This is a genomic window from Stenomitos frigidus ULC18, from assembly GCF_003003795.1.
Taxonomy (GTDB): Bacteria; Cyanobacteriota; Cyanobacteriia; order Leptolyngbyales; family Leptolyngbyaceae; genus Stenomitos; species Stenomitos frigidus_A.
The window spans coordinates 109946-127317 of record NZ_PVWK01000098.1; the positions used below are offsets into that span (position 1 = coordinate 109946).

Consider the following 17372-nt stretch of genomic DNA (forward strand, 5'->3'; position numbering starts at 1 on the left):
TTATCCTTGATCGGCGATCGACGCTAAAAAGTTCCTTAATAGCTGCTTGCCTGAGGCCGTGAGAACACTTTCGGGATGAAACTGAACGCCTTGAACGTGGGGATATTGCCGATGGCGCACACCCATGATCGTACCGTCATCCACCCAGGCAGTAATTTCTAACACTTCAGGACAGGCTTGCCGATCAATCACCAGACTATGATACCGGGTTGCGGTCAGTGGATTGTCTAATCCTTGAAAAACGCCAACCCCAGTGTGGTGCACTGGGGACGTTTTACCATGCATCAGCACAGGCGCAGACACAATCTTGCCACCAAACACTTGCCCGATGCTCTGATGCCCCAGGCAAACGCCCAAAATCGGCAGGGTTGGCCCCAGTGCCTCAATAATCGACTGCGAAATGCCTGCATCCTCTGGACGACCAGGCCCAGGAGAAATGACGATCGCGGCTGGTTGTAGTGCGCGAATTTGCGCTAGCGAAATCTGGTCGTTGCGATAAACCTGAACGTCCGCTGCTACAGGAAACTCAGCCCCTAGCTCCCCCAAATATTGCACGAGGTTGTACGTAAAACTGTCATAGTTGTCAATTACAAGAATCATCGGCAAGAATCTAAGGGCTAGTTGAAGAGAGGGAGGCTAATCGGTCACCGTCCAGAAAATGCAGTGATTCCTTAGCCATCAAACACTACATGCAATGCTTTTGCTGCAGAAGCAAACAATAGCCTTAAAACGCCGCTACTTTAGCGCAAGTTTAAATCTAACAACGCTCTACCACTCTGCTTTAGCTTGCTGTCTTCGTTAAACTAAAGCAGATGCGGTTCGACCAGTAGCCACAGTTTTGGCAACAATAGTGAACTGGCAACACAAATAGCCGCAAGGGACGAAACAAGCACTGCTGCTGCCGCACAGTCTTTAGCAATCTTGGCAAGCTCATGGTAAGACTGTTTCACCGTCAGGTCAACGACTGACTCTAAGGCTGTATTCAGCAGTTCCATGGCTAGAACCGCACCGATCGTCAGCCCAACGATTGCCATCTCCACAGCATCAAGGTGCAGAAAAAGACCTAACCCGATCGCGAACGTGCCAACAAACACATGAACGCGAAAATTGCGTTGCGTCTGAAACGCATAACTTACCCCAGCCCACGCATACTTGAAGCTAACCAGTAAGCTGGGTGCAACCTGCCACGAAAGGTCGCGGTTCAAAGTTGCGATGGGCACCAGTTTACCATTCGCACGATCAGGAGTTTGGGCTTGAATTTCAGGAGGCATACACCACAGGGAGAAAGAACCGTGAAGCGACTGAAAGGAGCTAACGCACTGCTATCAATACTCTATAAAACCAGCACTAAAAGCTTATCTTTCATTAAAAAAGCTACCAATTAGCAAAATCTTTATTCAGTGCTGATCATAACTACGAAGCATTCTATCCGGTCTTGCTCTTAAGACCAATGCTTTCAAGTAGAACTTGCTGTTGCTTTAACATTCGGTTTAGGCTTTCTTCATCCGGATGATCCCAGCCCAGCAAGTGAAGCAGCCCATGTGCTGCCAGCCACGCCAGTTCAATGTCCAATGGGTGCTTTTGCGCGTCTGCCTGCCGCTGCGCTGTCCCCACTGAAATCACAATGTCTCCTAAATACAGCGGCAATGTAGACTGAAGCTCCTGTGGTGGCACGAAAACCGACTCTAACGCCGCAAAAGCAAGGACGTCTGTTGGCTGGTCCTGTTGGCGATACTGCTGATTTAAGGACTGAATTTCACGATCGCCCGTCAGCCGTAAACTCAACTCATAGGAGTCGATGGGTGAACGGTTTGGCTGTAGAGCGACTAGCCAGGCTTGAAACCAATCTTCCCAGCGTTCAACGGTAATTGGACAGGATAGTACCGTGGGATCATCCGACCAATCGCCAATTATTGAATCGTCATCGCTTAACGCGTGAGTGCTTGACTCATGACCACACCCCTGTACACAAAGTTCAACCTCCACGGTGCAACGTTCCTCCTATAAATTTCAGCACCAAACGCTCAACGAGTTAAGTACGATAGCCCCACCAGGAAAGCGACAAGACCGATCGTTGTCAGGGCGAAGTGTTGCAGGGAAAGACCTCGTTTACGCACCATATTGCGCATTGCAAGCTTCACGTAGCTTGGTTTTGGCTCAGTCGCCGCTGCCTCAGTGTTAATTGGCGTCGCACTGTCTTCAGCACCTAGTTCTGCATGTATGGTGCTGGGCTCAGGTGCGGTTTCGACAGGCTCAGAAACGTTAGCTTCAGAGCTGGCATTCTGGGTTTCCATGGGAGGCTAGTATTGATGACCTTACTCACCAATAGTAGCAATCCTTTTGAGGATAAACGCTCGAAGCAGGATGATCATTGCATCACAGCGATCGCACCAATCGAGCTTCAAGCAGCCTTCTAGACCACTCCGTTGCTCAAGACATCTGGAATCACAAGCGTCTATTGATTCAGACCAAGTGCGCCTTCATTAAATCACTACGCTCACGGAAAACCGCCTCGGAGTTGAATCGCTTGCCGCTCTCACCAGCTTGCTGAATCAGACGTGCAAGACGAGAGCGATCGCGCGACAACGTGGCGAGCAAATCGCCCAGCGGCTCCCATTGTCCCTTGGGCACAAACTCTCCGCCGCCAAACTCTTTGACGAGTTCGTCAGCATAGTCACTGTGATAGCCAATAATGGGAGTCCCGCTGATCAATGACTCGATCAGGCAGCGCGGCGACTCTGATGTGATGTGTGTGAACAGCATTAAATGAGAGTCGCGAATTTGTTTGAGCAGCTTATCCCGATCGCTCTCAAAACCTACCAGTTCAATCACCGCGCCCAAGTCTCGTTCAGCGATCAGGCGTTGCATCTCATCGAACAGGCTACCAGCCCCAATCCATACCGCCTTTAGATCAACGCCTGAACGATGAGCCCTTTCGATCGCTTTAATCCAATCTAGGGGGGCTTTCATTGGTTCCATTCGACCGGCATAGCAAAGGCGGATGCTTTGCTCGCTAGTGACGTGGCTTACCTTCTCAGCGATCGCAGCTGGGGTAATGACATCTTCTGCGTTCGTATGGATGTCGTGAATCAAAAAGCTGTTGCCGCAGAGCGGGCTATAGTCTGTGTAGCAGTCTGCCCCATGCCATAGACCCAGCGAGGCTCGTCTAATAACCCAGGCATTATACTTTTCGATTAAGAAGGAAAAGACCAGGGCTTTCAAGCGTTTGGGCAGGGTCTTGTCTCTTGCGACTTGCAGAATATGCTTGTGTTCAACCCAGTCAGCGTGAATGGCATAAGGTCGCTTTTGCTGATGAGCCGCGATCGCTGCGACTGCCCCCCAATCACCCACTAAGCCACCAATGCAAAACTGCAAGTAGCAGCTGCGTTCAATTAACTGCTCCAAAAGAGCCTTGGTTGAGCGGTAGTGCTTCAGAAAAATAGGAGTTGAATACGCCCAAGGCAACGGCACAAATTCAAAGCGCTGAGGATCTGTCAACGTTGCAGTACTGCGCCAGACGATTGTTTTTTCTTCTGCCACCAAAGCTTCTGGCATGAGTAAGGCTGCAACCGTGACAAAGCCAAAATTATCCGCCCATTGCTCTAAGCCATTGCATGCTTGTGCCTCAAAAAACAATTGACCATCTACCGATCGAAACGGTACCGGAAGCACCAGTAGCATCCCTTTCTTTGAAGTTTCTAAAGCACTTGGATCTTTAGCTAGACCAATAGAGCCAACAGAACCATCCAGCTGAGGTCTAGCAAGATTAGCCATAATGCACCACCTGTAAAGGTTTAATAAAGCGAGAAGTAATCATCCGGACTCCTCCGCGTTAAGTTACCAAACTTTTTGGAGTGCGTAAACGTCCAACATCTAGACTTTATAAATTAGAGCCGGGCTTCGCAGAACCTTTATCCATTAGCTGAGCATCCATCGGCATTCATCTTAGGTGCGTTAGTTTAGACCGTCAATTTTTAAGCAACCAACCTTTAAGGGTGCCGATTTAAAAGCAGCCAATTTGAGGGTTGCTTAGAGGGCTTAAGCGCGATCGAACCGAGGTTCAAACATCAACAAGCTGAGATTCTTGACGTAAATAAGCCTGAATGAAAGGATCTAGTTCGCCATTCATAACATCTGCAATCGCTGTAGTTTCTACGCCCGTGCGGAGATCTTTTACCATTTGGTACGGATGGAAGACATAGTTACGAATCTGATTACCCCAAGCCGCTTCGACCATATCACCGCGAATATCGGCGATTTCCTTCGCCTTTTGCTCTTGGGCAATAATCAGCAGCTTGGCTTTGAGAATGGCCAGCGCTTTCTCCTTGTTTTGCAACTGCGATCGCTCCTGGGTACAGCGAACCGCGATCCCCGTAGGAATATGCAAAATGCGTACGGCTGTTTCCACCTTGTTCACATTCTGCCCACCTTTGCCGCCAGCACGGGTGGTAGTGATTTCCAGGTCCTTAGCGGGAATGTCAAGCTGTACAGAGTTATCAATGAGGGGCATGATTTCTACCCCAGCAAAGCTCGTCTGACGCTTATCATTCGCATTGAAGGGCGAAATACGGACTAGCCGATGCGTTCCTTTCTCTGAGCGCAAGTAGCCATAGGCGTAGCGCCCATCAATCTCTAGCGTGACGGATTTAATCCCCGCTTCATCACCGTCCGATCGCTCAACCTCATGCACCTTGTACCGATGGTCTTCTGCCCACCGAAAATACATGCGTAGCAGCATCTCAGCCCAATCTTGAGCATCCGTACCGCCAGCCCCTGCATTGATAGTCAAAACAGCACCTTTTTGATCGTAGGTGCCAGACAGCAGTTGCTGAAGCTCCCACTGGTCGAGTTCCTGACCGAGCTGGGTAACATTCGAGTGTGCTTCCTCCAACAAGGAGACATCCTCCTCTAGCTCTAACAGTTCCAATACCGCTCTAGCGTCATCTAGATTGGCTTTCCACTGATCAAACTGCTGGAGGTGCGCTTTGAGGTCATTTAGCTCCTGCAGCGTTCTTTGGGCGCTAGTTTGGTCGTCCCAGAACGTTGGCTGGGCTGCAACTTGTTCTAAGTCCTGAATTTTAGCCGTGAGTGCAGGTAGGTCAAAGATACTCCTGAGTTTTACCCAGGCGCTCAGATAACAGTTCGACTTCCCGTTTAATTTCGAGAGTTTCCATCGCGATCGTTAGCAATAAAACGTTTAGGTTACTAGTCTAAAGCAGATCGTTGTGCAGAGACGGCATCAGCAATCAAGCTTACGTAGAAACCGGGTCTCTCAGCCAGAAAGGGTTGTTTGAGCTTCATAGTCTCGCTCAAAAACCCGGTTGTTTTCAGACCGTAAGCAAACTCGATCGCGCCTCTGAAACAGAATGTAACGAAACGAGCCTGCAGTCGTCTGTACGTTTAGCGCCGCCCGTTCAAAGCAATCAACAGTCGCAGGATAAAGACAAACAGGTTGATGTAGGTCAAATACATTGACAGCGCAGCGGGCAAGTACTGATCATCCCGATAGGTGCGGGGAAGAATGTAAAAGTCGACTACAGCCGCTCCAGCGAACAGGAGCACACCGATGCCTGAGATGGCAACTTCTAAGAACGTAGGGGTATAGAGGCCAAAAAAGCTCAACCCAAACTGCAGCAGAACAACGACAAACAGAGCAATAATGCCGAGACGCACCGTTTTGGCAAGCGCCATGCCATCTGTATCGCTCAAATTGGAGCCAATCTGCCGCCCTGCAATGAAGGCGATCCCGCAGCCAAGCGCAGCAATCCCCACACCTGTAATGCCGACTCCCTGGGTTCTTAGCGCAATCGCAACCAAACCGCTGAGCGTGTACCCTGACAAGAGGCTGTAAGTAGCCAGCAGGGGCAAGGCGACACCATTGTTACCTTTAGAAGCAACACTAGAGGCAACGAAGAAGAGAATGAGTTCCAAAACCACTGCGCCCATCACAGTGGGAAAGAAGATTTCTGGGTTGTTTTCTAGAACTTTAAGACCACCCAAAGTGCCCGCTGCCGTCAGAATTAGCCCGCCACCCAACCAGGGCAACGCATTGGCAATAACGTTAGGACCAACGAGTGCGTGACCTTTAGCCTCACGCATAGCTTGCCGAAAGTTACTGGTATTGCTCACGTGGCTTTCTCTCGTTTAAGAAACAGTAATGGATTGTCATACTCTCTATTTTCGCTTGAATTTTGGGAAACCGATCCAGGAAAACTAAGATTCCGCCGCTTCAGTAGCCGCTTTTCTAGGAGGAGCCCGTTAGCTAGCTGACCCAGGGCTTTACGTGTTTATGCCGAGCCCTCATAGTAGTGCCCTCTGGAATACCGTAGATCGACGATGGTTGTAACCCCTCTTTCTGAAGAACAATGAGCTCAACTCTGAAGTGAAAGGTGACCTGCAGATGATGGCTACTCAACCCTCGATTCGTACTCGCGGTATGGAATTGCTGATGTCCTACTATCAGCACCCCTCTGTTAAAGTTCGCAACCAATTGGTGCAGTTAAACGCAGGTTTAGTGAGAAAAATCGCCCATCGCGTGAGCCACCAATGCGCCGAACCATACGAAGATCTTGAACAAATTGGTTATCTGGGCTTAATTCGTGCGATCGAGCGCTTTAATCCTCATCAGGGCTGTGCCTTTAGTTCCTTTGCTGTGCCTTATATCCGTGGTGAGATGCTGCACTTTCTGCGCGATCGCAGCGGTACAGTTAAGATTCCCCGTCGTTGGCAACAACTAAACAAAGAAGGGCAACGAGTGCGTGAAGCACTGATGGAAGCAACGGGTCGCCAGCCTACAGACAACGAAATTGCTGAAGCACTGGGCGTCACAGTCAACGAATGGCGTGAAAGCAAGCTGGCTACGAAAAACCGCCTGCCGCTTAGTCTCGATGCCACCATCTGTCAGCAAATCGACTCACCCATGACGCTGGGCGACACGCTCCCCGATGCTCACTATCAAACGCTACAGAACCTGGAAGAAGATCGGCAGCAGCTTCAGCGAGCCATGAATCAGCTAGAGGACAAAACGCGGCAGGCGATCGAATTTGTGTTCATCCAAGATCTCTCTCGCAAAGAAGTCGCCGAACAAATCGGTGTCAGCCCCATGACAGTGACGCGCCGCATTCACCGTGGCATTCAGCAAATGGTCACACTACTGCAGCCTCAAGTCCTACAGACTGATCCCTAGGCCTTGCGCCATTCCATCGTTCGGTTACGCTTTCACTAAGTACCTAGTATCCTGTGCTGGATTAGCTACGGCTGATCCAGCTTTTTTAATGGCTTCAAAACTTTGTACCCGTCATCCTCTTGCGCCGAAAAGCATGCCGATCAGCAGCACGAAACCGATCGCGACATTTTGTTTGAAAAGCTGAGCGTAGACGCGATGAGGAATCGTTTTTTGGCAGAGTCGGTAGTATTGCCAGGCCCAGATCATCGCAGCGATCGCCAGTGCAACCCAGAATGCTAGTCCCAGCGGCATAGAAAGACCTAAGCTGGCTAGGCAGGCGATGGTGCCAGCGAAAAAAAAGCCCACTGCATGGGATACGTACGCGCCGAAGAAGAGGGCACCCGATTGGATGCCAATGCGGCGATCATCCTCGCGATCGGACATGGCATAAACGATATCAAAACCAAGCGTCCATAGTACAGTGGCACCCCACAGAAGCCAGGTTGCTTTGCCCAGGCAGGGTGTTGACGCAACGACTGCGTTGCAGCTGACGGCGCTCCAGCTAATGAGCACAGCAAAGCCCCAGGCGATCGCCAGCACCAACTGCGGAATGGGAAAAACGCGTTTTGCAAGCGGATACAAAATAATCACAGGAACGGCTGCGACACAGAGCCAAAAGGTGAGTGGATTGAGATAAAGCGACAAGCCCCAAGCACTGCCAAAGGCTACTAGCGCAATGACCAAACCAACCTTGACTGAAAGGGTGCGCGCAGCCAAAGGCCGATTGCGAGTACGTTGGACTTTGGGATCAATGTCTCGATCCCAAAGGTCATTAACAATGCAACCAGCGGCACTGGTAGCAAGAGTGCCGAAAATAATGACACCTACCAACGGTAAAGGCGGTGTCCCCCGTGCTGCTAGAACGACTGCCCACAAAGCCGGAAGCATAAGAATTAAGCGACCTTCTGGCTTGTCCCAGCGTAGAAGCCGGAAAATAGTCAGCCAAGCTGGTGTGCGGCGTTCAGGCAAAAGAGACATGGAAGCGATAAATTAAGTCTGTCACTACTTTATCGCTTCACTCCTCGCTACTCACCCTCAAATTCTCATTGTTTCGTTAAGGTTGACTATTCATTGAGCTATGCCTAGTTAAGGCTGAGTAGCTTCTGTTGTAACTGTTGAAGGTGCTGGCTGTTTTTTTGCCAGATTGCCCACGCACTGAAGCGGAGTGATACTTTGGTGCCGCCTGCATAGGTTTTTAAGCCGTACTTCTGTTCCAGAATCGCAGCGTCTGTCAAGGAGACTGGTACCAACTGGTCAAAAATATCATCGTAAAGCCACTGTGTATTGGCAGCCTTGAAATCTAGATATGCTTTCCAGAGCTTGACAACAGTTTGATGGTCATCAATGGCGGCTAAGAGCACTGGGTAGACTGGGTGGTTCCTGGCATCTGGTTGGGTCGCAAATTGGTTGAAAGACTGTTGCAGTGCTTCAACGAGACGAGTGTAGTCTTCGTAACTAACGCCAACTTGTTGGGGTGTCAGGTTTAATTGATAGAAGTTGTCCGGTATGCTCTTTAGTCTGGCGGCTGTTTCGGAAAACTGTCTAAAGGTCAGAAGTGCCTGGTTTTCAGTGATCAGACGCTGGTTAATAGCACTGTAATTGCTGCGGTAGTCCGTCAGTTTTGCTTGACTTTGCAGCGCGATCGCGGTTGTCGGTGGGATCGACTGGAGTAAACCAATGGCAGCACGCCATTTACGACTGGCACGCTGCCAAACTTTGAGCGAGTGGGGTGGCTTTTGCACAGTGACGGCGGCCTGCCAGGCTAGCGTTTGAGCCGCTTTAAACCTTTCAGCCGCAGTTGTTTCAGTCGTCAGACGATCGCTAATAGCGGCGTAATTGCTCTGATAAACTGCCCTTTTTTCCTTCGCCTCTGCTGCAACGGGTGACCTTTCAGGAATCGCTTCTAACCGATTAATGGCCTGTCTCCATTTCACGCGTGCGGCTTGCCAGGTTTCGACTGAATGTGGGGGATGTTGCACCATTACGGCGGCATCCCAAGCAAGTCTACGAGCGGCGACAAAGTTATCGAGCGCAGAAGTATTTTGCGGTGTTGCCGTCTTGAGCGACATTGAATCGTTCGTCAACGCTTGGCTTGAATCATCTGCAAAGCTGTGATCGTCAGTGTTACAGGCGCTCAGTAGCAAGATGACGGTTGCGAAACCGATGGTCAAACGCAGATAGTGCATTATTTTTCGATCGTAGGTAACCGGAGACTAGACAGATCGCCAGACTTACACTGTCGCCGCTCCTAACAGCTCTATATTGCCTCAACCAAACTAAGGATGAGAGGATGGCATCGTAGAGGGCTACAATAATCAGATCGATCCATCAAACAAAAACTGCCTGAAGCGGTAGCTTTCAACACGGCAATGACCCATTACTGTGTCGGCAACCTGCCCTCATACCGAGACCGATCTTAATCCACAAACTAATCTCTGCATGACTGTTCGTTCAAAGCTCTATGAAGGCAAAGCTAAAATTCTCTACGCCACTGATGATCCAGAGGTACTGCTCACCTATTTTAAGGATGATGCCACTGCCTTTAACGCACAGAAGCGCGGCAGTATTGAGGGTAAAGGTGCATTCAATTGCGCGATCGCCAGCCATCTGTTTAAGCAACTTGAAGTCAGCGGTATTGCCACTCACTTTATTGAGCAAACGAGCAGCAATGAGATGCGGGTGCGAGCCGTAAAGATTTTGCCAATTGAAGTCGTTGTCAGGAACATTGCAGCCGGTAGTCTCTGTCAACAGACCGGAATAGCGTTAGGAACCTTGCTGGAACAACCATTAGTGGAGTTTTACTACAAGAATGATGCGCTCGGCGATCCCTTGCTTACGGTCGATCGACTCTTGTTAATGGCACTCGCCACCTCAGAACAGGTCAATCAGCTAAGAGCAATGGCACTCAAAGTCAATGATGTTTTGAAAGCCTTTTTCTTACAATGCGGCATCACTCTGGTAGATTTCAAGCTAGAGTTTGGGCTGGATCAACAGCGCCAGCTTCTTCTGGCAGACGAAATTAGCCCTGATACCTGTCGCCTTTGGAATCAAACCGATGATGATCCCCAACAGCGTGTGATGGATAAAGATCGCTTCCGTCACGATTTAGGTGATGTTGCTTTGGCTTATCAGCAAGTAATGGAGAGAGTTTTGAAGCATACGTTGTAAGGTGAGACTGTTAGCAGCAAAGCCTTTTCGGTTGATTTCTAGCCTCGATCAGGGGGAACTCTTTACAGCAAGCTTTCTCTTAGTACCGATCAATGCGGTAAAATTTCACAGTTTGCCAGCTTTTTTAATCTCGTCCGAGTTTAATCTGACCTCAGTTTAGTCTGCTTAAGTTATTGCTGTTTCGTGGGTCCTGCTTTAGACAGGACGTGGTGTGTGGACGTGTCAACTAATCCGAACAATATGCGTTTTTCTCCAGTTTTGGTGGCGTTTCTTGCTGCCACAGCAACGCTAGGTTTATCGAACACAGCAAAGGGGCAGACCGCTGACCCGGCCCCAGTGCAGACGTCGAATCAATCTGCCAAAGTCATCGGTAGTACGGCGAAGGTAATGGGTGCCCCCTTAGCGACAAAGCCAACCGTAGCCCTAAAACCGTCAGATTTGCTGCGTGGGCTGTCGGCTCTGCCGACAAGCAGGCACGGAACAACAAGTAAGCGATCGCAGACGCCCCCCCCTGCGATCGCGCAGGCAGGGCCCGGACAAGAAGCGCCCAGCCAGATTCAGATTACTCCGGGTGCCCCCCTTCCAACCGCCCCACTAAAGACTCCGGAGGCAGCGCCCACTCCAACGACTCCAGAAGCGACGCCCACACCAGAAGCGCCTTCGACGCCAGGAGCGACACCGACGCCCGCCCAACCCTTCACACCGGAAACAACACAACCCTCTGAGCAAGAGCCACCGGTGCTGGTGAGTGAGGTGCTTGTGCAAGGCGTTGAAGGCGATATTCAACAACAAGTCTATCAAGTGATTCGCACTCAACCCGGACGCACAACGACGCGTACCCAGTTGCAGGAAGATATCAACGCCATTTTTGCCACGGGTTACTTTTCCAATGTCCGAGCCGTACCGACTGATACGCCATTGGGTGTGCGTGTCACGTTTGAGGTGCAGCTCAACCCCGTTTTGCAGAAGGTGCAGTTAGACGGCACTACGCTTTTGCCAGAACCTGTGATTACGGATGCCTTCAGCGACCAATATGGCAAAGTGCTGAACCTGGTGCAGCTGCAAGAAGGCATCAAAAAAGTCAATAAGTGGTATCAAGATAACGGCTACGTGTTGGCTCAAGTGGTTGACGCACCACAGGTTTCGCCAGATGGTGTCGTCACATTGCAAGTTGCAGAAGGGGTGGTTGAGAACATCCAGGTTCGCTTTACGAATAAAGATGGCGAGGACAAGGATGCTAAAGGCAATCCGATTCGGGGACGAACACGCGATTTTATCGTTACACGCGAATTTGAGCTGAAGCCGGGGCAAGTCTTTAACCGCACAAAAGTAGAGCGCGATCTACAACGGGTGTTTGGCTTAGGGATTTTTGACGACGTGAAGCTGTCGCTCTCTCCGGGGCAAGACCCACGCAAAGTGGTTGTGGTGGCTAACGTGGTCGAGAAAAAGGGTGGCTCGATCGCGGCTGGTGCGGGCATCAGCTCTGCCAGCGGCCTATTTGGTACGGTGAGCTACCAGCAGCAAAACCTGGGTGGCAACAACCAAAAACTCGGTGCGGAAGTGCAGCTTGGTGTGCGGGAATTGCTGTTTGACCTGAACTTTACCGATCCCTGGATTGGCGGCGATCCGTTCCGTACGTCTTACACGGTCAACTTGTTCCGACGCCAAACGATCTCGCTGATCTTTGATGGTGGCAAACCGGATATCAACCTGCCAAATGGCGATACGCCTAGAGTCGTAAGAACCGGTGGCGGTATTAGTTTTTCCCGCCCTCTCAATGGGAACCCCTACGCTCGACCGGAATGGGCTGCTTCGCTGGGCGTGCAGTATCAGCGCGTCAGAATTAATGACGGTGATGGCAAACTCACTCCTAAAGATGAGCTGGGCAATAACCTCAGTTTCAGCGGTACTGGCAAAGATGACCTGTTTACGGTGCAGTTTGGGGTCGTACGCGATCGCCGTAATGATTTACTGCGCCCAACGGCTGGGTCGCTGCTGCGGTTGGGTACCGAACAGTCTGCTCCACTAGGTACCGGCAACATTTTCTTCAACCGTCTGCGTGGAAGCTACAGCTTCTACATACCGACGCGTCTGCTTCAGTTTACGAAAGCCTGTCGAGATCCCAAAGCCAAGCCAGCTGACTGTTCTCAAGCCTTCGCCTTTAACATTCAAGGCGGCACGGTGCTAGGCGATTTACCTCCCTATGAAGCCTTCGCACTGGGTGGTAGCAACTCTGTTCGGGGCTATGATGAAGGCGATCTGGGCAGCGCCAAGAGCTTTATTCAGGCAACCGTGGAGTATCGCTTTCCAGTCTTCTCAGTGATTTCTGGTGCTCTATTTTTGGATGCAGCGACCGACTTTGGCACTGGTAAAAATGTGATCGGTAATCCAGCCGGTGTGCGAGGGAAACCTGGGGAGGGCTTTGGCTACGGTCTCGGTCTGCGGATTCAGTCGCCATTGGGTCCTATTCGGGTTGACTTTGGCATTAACGATAGCGGTAATACTCAGTTCCACTTCGGCATCGGAGAACGTTTTTGATGGAGCGAGAAGTCAAAAAGCAGGAGCCAAAAAGCAGAGTATGGGCTACCACTGGTGTTGTCGAAACGCGTCGAGTTGAAGAGAAGCCGCCGCTGCAACACACCCTGAAGGCGGAATTTGTGCGATCGGGCGTCGGGCTGCATACGGGGCTAGCGGTTCAGGTGCGGGTTTTGCCTGCACCTGTGGGGCGCGGTCGCTACTTTGCACGAGTAGACAAACCAGGCGCACCAGAGGTGTCGGCACAGGTGACCGCCGTTCGTCAAACGACGCTCTCGACTGAGCTAGCGCAAGGAGAGGCTGACGTGCGAACGGTGGAGCATCTGCTTGCTGCCCTTGCAGGTATGGGCGTGGCGAATGCCCGCATTGAAATCGATGGTTCAGAGGTGCCGTTGCTCGATGGTTCTGCGAAAGAGTGGGTGGAGGCGATCGCTCAGGCTGGTACCGTTGCCCAAACAGAACCATGTGTTGTCTCTAGTATTGAAGAGCCTCTGTGGATCAGGGAGGGTGATGCCTTTGTGGCTGCTCTCCCGTCGAGTGAGCTCCGCTTTACCTACGGCATTGATTTTGCTCTGTCGGCGATCGGTAAGCAGTGGTACAGTTGGTCACCAGAGGAGGCTGGCGATGACACAACAACATTTGCCGCTGCCATTGCGCCTGCCCGCACCTTTGGGCTGGCACATCAAATTGAAGCCCTCCGTGATCGCGGGCTGATTAAAGGCGGTACTCTAGACAATGCCCTTGTTTGCGGTTCAGACGGTTGGTTAAATCCGCCCTTGCGCTTTCTAAATGAACCAGTGCGTCATAAACTCTTAGACTTAGTAGGAGATTTGAGTCTGCTAGGAGATTTCCCCACCGCCCATTTTCTAGCGTATAAGGCTAGCCATCATCTGCACACTCAGCTAGCGCGAGCGATCGCTGCTCCCTAATTCTAGCGGGTAGTTGTAAAGCCTTCCGGGCCCACCAGAAAAGTTTGCTAGCCGCCAACCTCTTAACAGTCGCCACGTCTGCCGTCCCTACCGCACCTCTATCAAAGCCCTAAACTCATGTCGATCTTTACTGATGTCAATACTCCCGGCGCGTCTTCCAGCCACGTAACCACTCATACTCAAGCCGAGACCGATCACATTGCGTCTGGGCATTCCCATCCAGAAGCAGAAGAAATGATTATTTCGATCGAAGAAATTCAAAAACTTCTGCCTCATCGTTATCCGTTTTCGTTGGTTGATCGCATCATTAAGTACTCACCAGGAAAGCTCGCTGTTGGCATCAAAAACGTGACGTTTAACGAACCGCATTTTCAAGGACACTTTCCGGGTCGCCCGATTATGCCGGGTGTTCTCATTGTGGAAGCAATGGCGCAGGTGGGAGGCGTTGTGCTGACGCAGATGGCAGATATTCAGGGAGGACTCTTTATGTTTGCGGGCATTGATAAGGTGCGGTTTCGTCGGCCCGTCGTACCAGGTGACCAGCTCGTCATGACGGTGGAACTTTTATCTGTGAAGCGTCGTCGGTTTGGGACAATGCAGGGGCGCGCTGAAGTTGACGGTCGCCTGGTTGCTGAGGGTGAACTGACCTTTGCTCTGGTTGACTGAAGCCCGAGTTTTGCGGGGCGCTTCTCTACAATCTGTCTGATGCCCTTAGAGTGCTCTAGAAAGGCTTTAAGTCTGTTGCGTTATCAGTTCCAACCTCACACACAAACGCTTTTACTTCATTACCGATCGCTGATAACTTTATGGCAACCCTAATTCATCCAACGGCTGTGATTCATCCTGGTGCTGACTTGCACCCGACGGTGCAGGTGGGTGCATATGCTGTGATTGGAGCACGGGTCAAAGTTGGTCCAGAGACGACTATCGGTCCTCATGTTGTCCTTGACGGCTGGACAGAAATCGGTGCCAGAACGCGCATTTTTCCAAGTGCCACGATTGGTTCAGAGCCACAAGACTTGAAATACGACGGCTCGGAAGGATTGGTCAGCATTGGGGATGATAATTACATCCGTGAATATGTCACCATTAACCGGCCTACCTTTGAAAAGGAGGCAACGATCGTCGGTAATGGCAATTTATTGATGGCATACGTCCATGTTGGGCACAACTGCGTCATCGAAGATCAGGTGGTCATCTCGAATGCGGTGGCGCTCTCAGGCTATGTGCACATTGAATCAAAAGCTCGTTTGAGCGGTGTGTTTGGTGTACATCAATTTGTCCATATTGGGCGACATGCCATGGTTGGTGGGATGAGCCGCATCAATCGCGACGTCCCCCCCTATACGCTTGTTGAAGGCAATCCGGCAAAGGTGCGATCGCTCAATCTGGTTGGTCTCAAACGCGCAGGCTTTGTCGATGCTACAGGCGGCCAGACATTTCTGGCGCTGAAGCAAGCCTTTCGCATCCTTTACCGCTCTGGGCTAACCCTTAAAGAAGCGTTGGAGAAGCTGGATCTACTGCCTTATGACGAGCATGTGCAGCACCTCCAGCGGTTTCTACAGCTTTCTCAGCAGTCAGGGAGACGCGGACCTATTCCCGGTAGACGGGTAGGAACGCCAGGTGACGATGATGACTGAGCCAAGGAATGAAACAGACGAGCCGGGAAGTGGGGACGTGGATCAAGACTTAGCCCTTTCTAGCTCAGCGGTGAATCAGAGCCCAGCGGTGAATCAGGCCTCTCGCACGGTTCGGATTTTTATCAGCACGGGCGAGGTTTCTGGCGATCTCCAGGGTTCGCTGTTGATTCAAGCCCTGAAACGTCAATCGGAACACAGGGGGCTCACGCTAGAACTGCTGGCAATGGGTGGCGATCGCATGGCAGCGGCAGGTGCAACGTTGTTAGCCCATACCAGCGCGATCGGGTCAATGGGCATTTTTGAATCACTCCCGTTTGTCTTACCCACCCTGCGGGTGCAGCGTCAAGCCAAGCAGTACTTACAGCAGTACCCACCGGATTTGGTCGTCTTGATCGACTACATGGGCCCCAATCTGGCGTTCTGTGAGTATTTTCCAGAGCGCTTTCCGGATGCACCGATCGTCTACTATATTGCACCACAAGAATGGGTTTGGGGCGATCGGTGGCCGTGGGGGGTCAAGCTGTTTCGGTCTGATCTGGTGGTCAAAGCGACAAAGCGGATTCTGGCAATTTTTCCTGGAGAAGCTAGCTATTTCCGCCGTAAGGGCGGACAGGTTGCCTGGGTCGGACACCCGTTGCTCGATCGCATGCAAGGTGCTCTGAACCGAGAAAGCGCTCGTTTGGCTCTGGGGATATCGTCTGATCAGGTCGCGATCGTGCTGTTGCCAGCGTCTCGGCAGCAGGAGTTAAAGTATCTGATGCCAGTCATGTTTGAAGCGGCACGGCAAATTCAAGCGAAATTACCTGAGGTTCACTTTTGGATTCCGCTCGCGTTGACCAAGTATCGTGCGCTGATTGAGCAAGCGATTCAGCGCTACGGCTTGCAGGCAACGATCCTGGCAGAACCACAGGCCGCAGCCAATGACTCAGCAGCGACATCGCTCACACTCCAGGCGATCGCGGCGGCCGATTTAGCGATTACAAAATCAGGCACCGTCAATCTAGAGATTGCTCTGCTGAATGTGCCTCAAGTGGTGATGTATAAGGTGAATCCAGTGACTGCCTGGATTTTAGACCGTTTGCTCAAAATTTCCGTACCCTTTGTCTCACCACCTAATTTGGTAGAGATGCGCTCGATCGTGCCTGAATTTTTGCAAGACGAGGCAACCCCTGAAAACCTTGTCCAGGCATCGCTTGCACTGCTGCTTGACGCTAACAGCCGTGAGACGATGCTAGCTGGCTACCAAGAAATGCGTCGATCGCTGGGTGAGGCTGGTGTCTGTGATCGAGCGGCTCAAGAAATACTCAACCTGGTTGTCGATCAAACTGTCGTCTTAGCATCCAACGAAACTAATCAGTAGATAGCCACCACTATTAGCAACAAGGGTTTGGAGACGTTGTTCCCAGGCTTGGAATTCCACCGCCTCAACCCCTGAAAGCATCTTTCATTTAATCGGTCTGTTCCCCCAATCTCAGGGCCAGCGAACTCCAACCGCTTTTGACTCCGTTCAAAGGGTGACTACGGCAACTAGCTGTAGAGATATTTTTTGCCATGAAGTATAGCCATAGCCATACTGGTTAGGACGGGGTGCAGGGGTGGAACCCCTGGCTGGGGGCACGCCCCCACTCCCCCTTTGATCCCAATGTCCTAAGCTTTGTGGCAACAGCTATAAAAGCAAAATCACTGACGTAGCGCTCACATCTATCCCTACGACTGATCGTATTTGCAGGAAGAACTGTCTAAATCGATATGGGTTTGTGTTTTCGCGGCTTTTACTTCTCTCTCACTGAGTATTGAAAGGGATGTCGTTCCATAGCGGCGTTTTCGCACACTCCTCTTCGTCCATTGCGCCCTCTCCTCACCCTCACGAACCTC

16 protein-coding genes are annotated in these 17372 nt (G+C 51.2%); 7 read left to right on the forward strand and 9 right to left on the reverse strand.

Annotated elements, in window-relative coordinates; all coding sequences use genetic code 11:
- From C7B82_RS17960 to C7B82_RS17990, 7 genes are all read right to left on the reverse strand, one after another.
- Positions 1-600, reverse strand: a complete 600-nt coding sequence (locus tag C7B82_RS17960; RefSeq protein ID WP_106257648.1) for an anthranilate synthase component II — start codon at positions 598-600, stop codon at positions 1-3.
- Between the two features lie 203 nt (positions 601-803).
- On the reverse strand, positions 804-1271 hold the full coding sequence (locus C7B82_RS17965) for a diacylglycerol kinase family protein (RefSeq protein ID WP_106257649.1): 468 nt from the start codon (positions 1269-1271) through the stop codon (positions 804-806).
- A gap of 154 nt (positions 1272-1425) precedes the next feature.
- Positions 1426-1986: an rRNA maturation RNase YbeY gene (gene ybeY, locus C7B82_RS17970; RefSeq protein WP_106257650.1), complete on the reverse strand. Its 561-nt coding sequence runs from the start codon at positions 1984-1986 to the stop codon at positions 1426-1428.
- Positions 1987-2024: 38 nt separating this feature from the next.
- Positions 2025-2294 carry a DUF3285 domain-containing protein gene (locus tag C7B82_RS35185; protein ID WP_106257651.1) on the reverse strand — a complete coding sequence of 90 codons (270 nt, stop codon included), beginning with the start codon at positions 2292-2294 and terminating at the stop codon, positions 2025-2027.
- Positions 2295-2463: 169 nt separating this feature from the next.
- Complete coding sequence (locus tag C7B82_RS17980) at positions 2464-3774, reverse strand: glycosyltransferase (RefSeq protein ID WP_106257652.1); 1311 nt, start codon at positions 3772-3774, stop codon at positions 2464-2466.
- Positions 3775-4060: 286 nt separating this feature from the next.
- Positions 4061-5174, reverse strand: a protein-coding gene (prfB, locus tag C7B82_RS17985) for a peptide chain release factor 2 (protein ID WP_146141186.1) whose coding sequence is annotated in 2 segments (ribosomal slippage) — positions 4061-5101 and positions 5103-5174 — 1113 coding nt in all. Because the reading frame shifts where the segments join, the coding sequence is not laid out codon by codon here.
- A gap of 226 nt (positions 5175-5400) precedes the next feature.
- Complete coding sequence (locus C7B82_RS17990) at positions 5401-6129, reverse strand: Bax inhibitor-1/YccA family protein (RefSeq protein WP_106257654.1); 729 nt, start codon at positions 6127-6129, stop codon at positions 5401-5403.
- Between the two features lie 274 nt (positions 6130-6403).
- Here C7B82_RS17990 and C7B82_RS17995 point away from each other — a divergent pair, with 274 nt between their 5' ends.
- Entirely contained in the window at positions 6404-7186 is a 783-nt protein-coding gene (locus tag C7B82_RS17995; RefSeq protein ID WP_106257703.1) for an RNA polymerase sigma factor SigF, read from the forward strand.
- Positions 7187-7297: 111 nt separating this feature from the next.
- Here C7B82_RS17995 and C7B82_RS18000 read toward each other — a convergent pair whose 3' ends face one another.
- Positions 7298-8203: a 4-hydroxybenzoate solanesyltransferase gene (locus tag C7B82_RS18000; protein WP_106257655.1), complete on the reverse strand. Its 906-nt coding sequence runs from the start codon at positions 8201-8203 to the stop codon at positions 7298-7300.
- Between the two features lie 104 nt (positions 8204-8307).
- Positions 8308-9411 (reverse strand): hypothetical protein, encoded by a 1104-nt coding sequence (locus C7B82_RS18005; protein WP_106257656.1) that lies wholly within the window; start codon positions 9409-9411, stop codon positions 8308-8310.
- A gap of 253 nt (positions 9412-9664) precedes the next feature.
- On the opposite strand from C7B82_RS18005, the gene purC reads away from it, so the two are divergent.
- From purC to lpxB, 6 genes are all read left to right on the forward strand, one after another.
- A complete protein-coding gene (purC, locus tag C7B82_RS18010; RefSeq protein WP_106257657.1) occupies positions 9665-10393 on the forward strand; it encodes a phosphoribosylaminoimidazolesuccinocarboxamide synthase in 729 nt (242 codons plus the stop codon).
- Between the two features lie 240 nt (positions 10394-10633).
- Positions 10634-12931 (forward strand): BamA/TamA family outer membrane protein, encoded by a 2298-nt coding sequence (locus C7B82_RS18015; protein WP_106257658.1) that lies wholly within the window; start codon positions 10634-10636, stop codon positions 12929-12931.
- Positions 12931-13857: a UDP-3-O-acyl-N-acetylglucosamine deacetylase gene (gene lpxC / locus C7B82_RS18020; protein ID WP_106257659.1), complete on the forward strand. Its 927-nt coding sequence runs from the start codon at positions 12931-12933 to the stop codon at positions 13855-13857. The genes C7B82_RS18015 and lpxC overlap by 1 nt, the downstream gene beginning before the upstream one ends.
- A 117-nt stretch (positions 13858-13974) precedes the next feature.
- Positions 13975-14523 carry a 3-hydroxyacyl-ACP dehydratase FabZ gene (gene fabZ, locus C7B82_RS18025; RefSeq protein WP_106257660.1) on the forward strand — a complete coding sequence of 183 codons (549 nt, stop codon included), beginning with the start codon at positions 13975-13977 and terminating at the stop codon, positions 14521-14523.
- 140 nt (positions 14524-14663) lie between these two features.
- Positions 14664-15497 (forward strand): acyl-ACP--UDP-N-acetylglucosamine O-acyltransferase, encoded by an 834-nt coding sequence (gene lpxA, locus C7B82_RS18030; RefSeq protein ID WP_106257661.1) that lies wholly within the window; start codon positions 14664-14666, stop codon positions 15495-15497.
- The gene (gene lpxB / locus C7B82_RS18035; RefSeq protein ID WP_106257704.1) at positions 15490-16857 is read left to right on the forward strand and encodes a lipid-A-disaccharide synthase; all 1368 of its coding nucleotides are present in this window, start codon (positions 15490-15492) and stop codon (positions 16855-16857) included. Before lpxA ends, lpxB begins: the two co-directional genes overlap by 8 nt.
- The last annotated feature ends 515 nt before the right edge of the window (positions 16858-17372 follow it).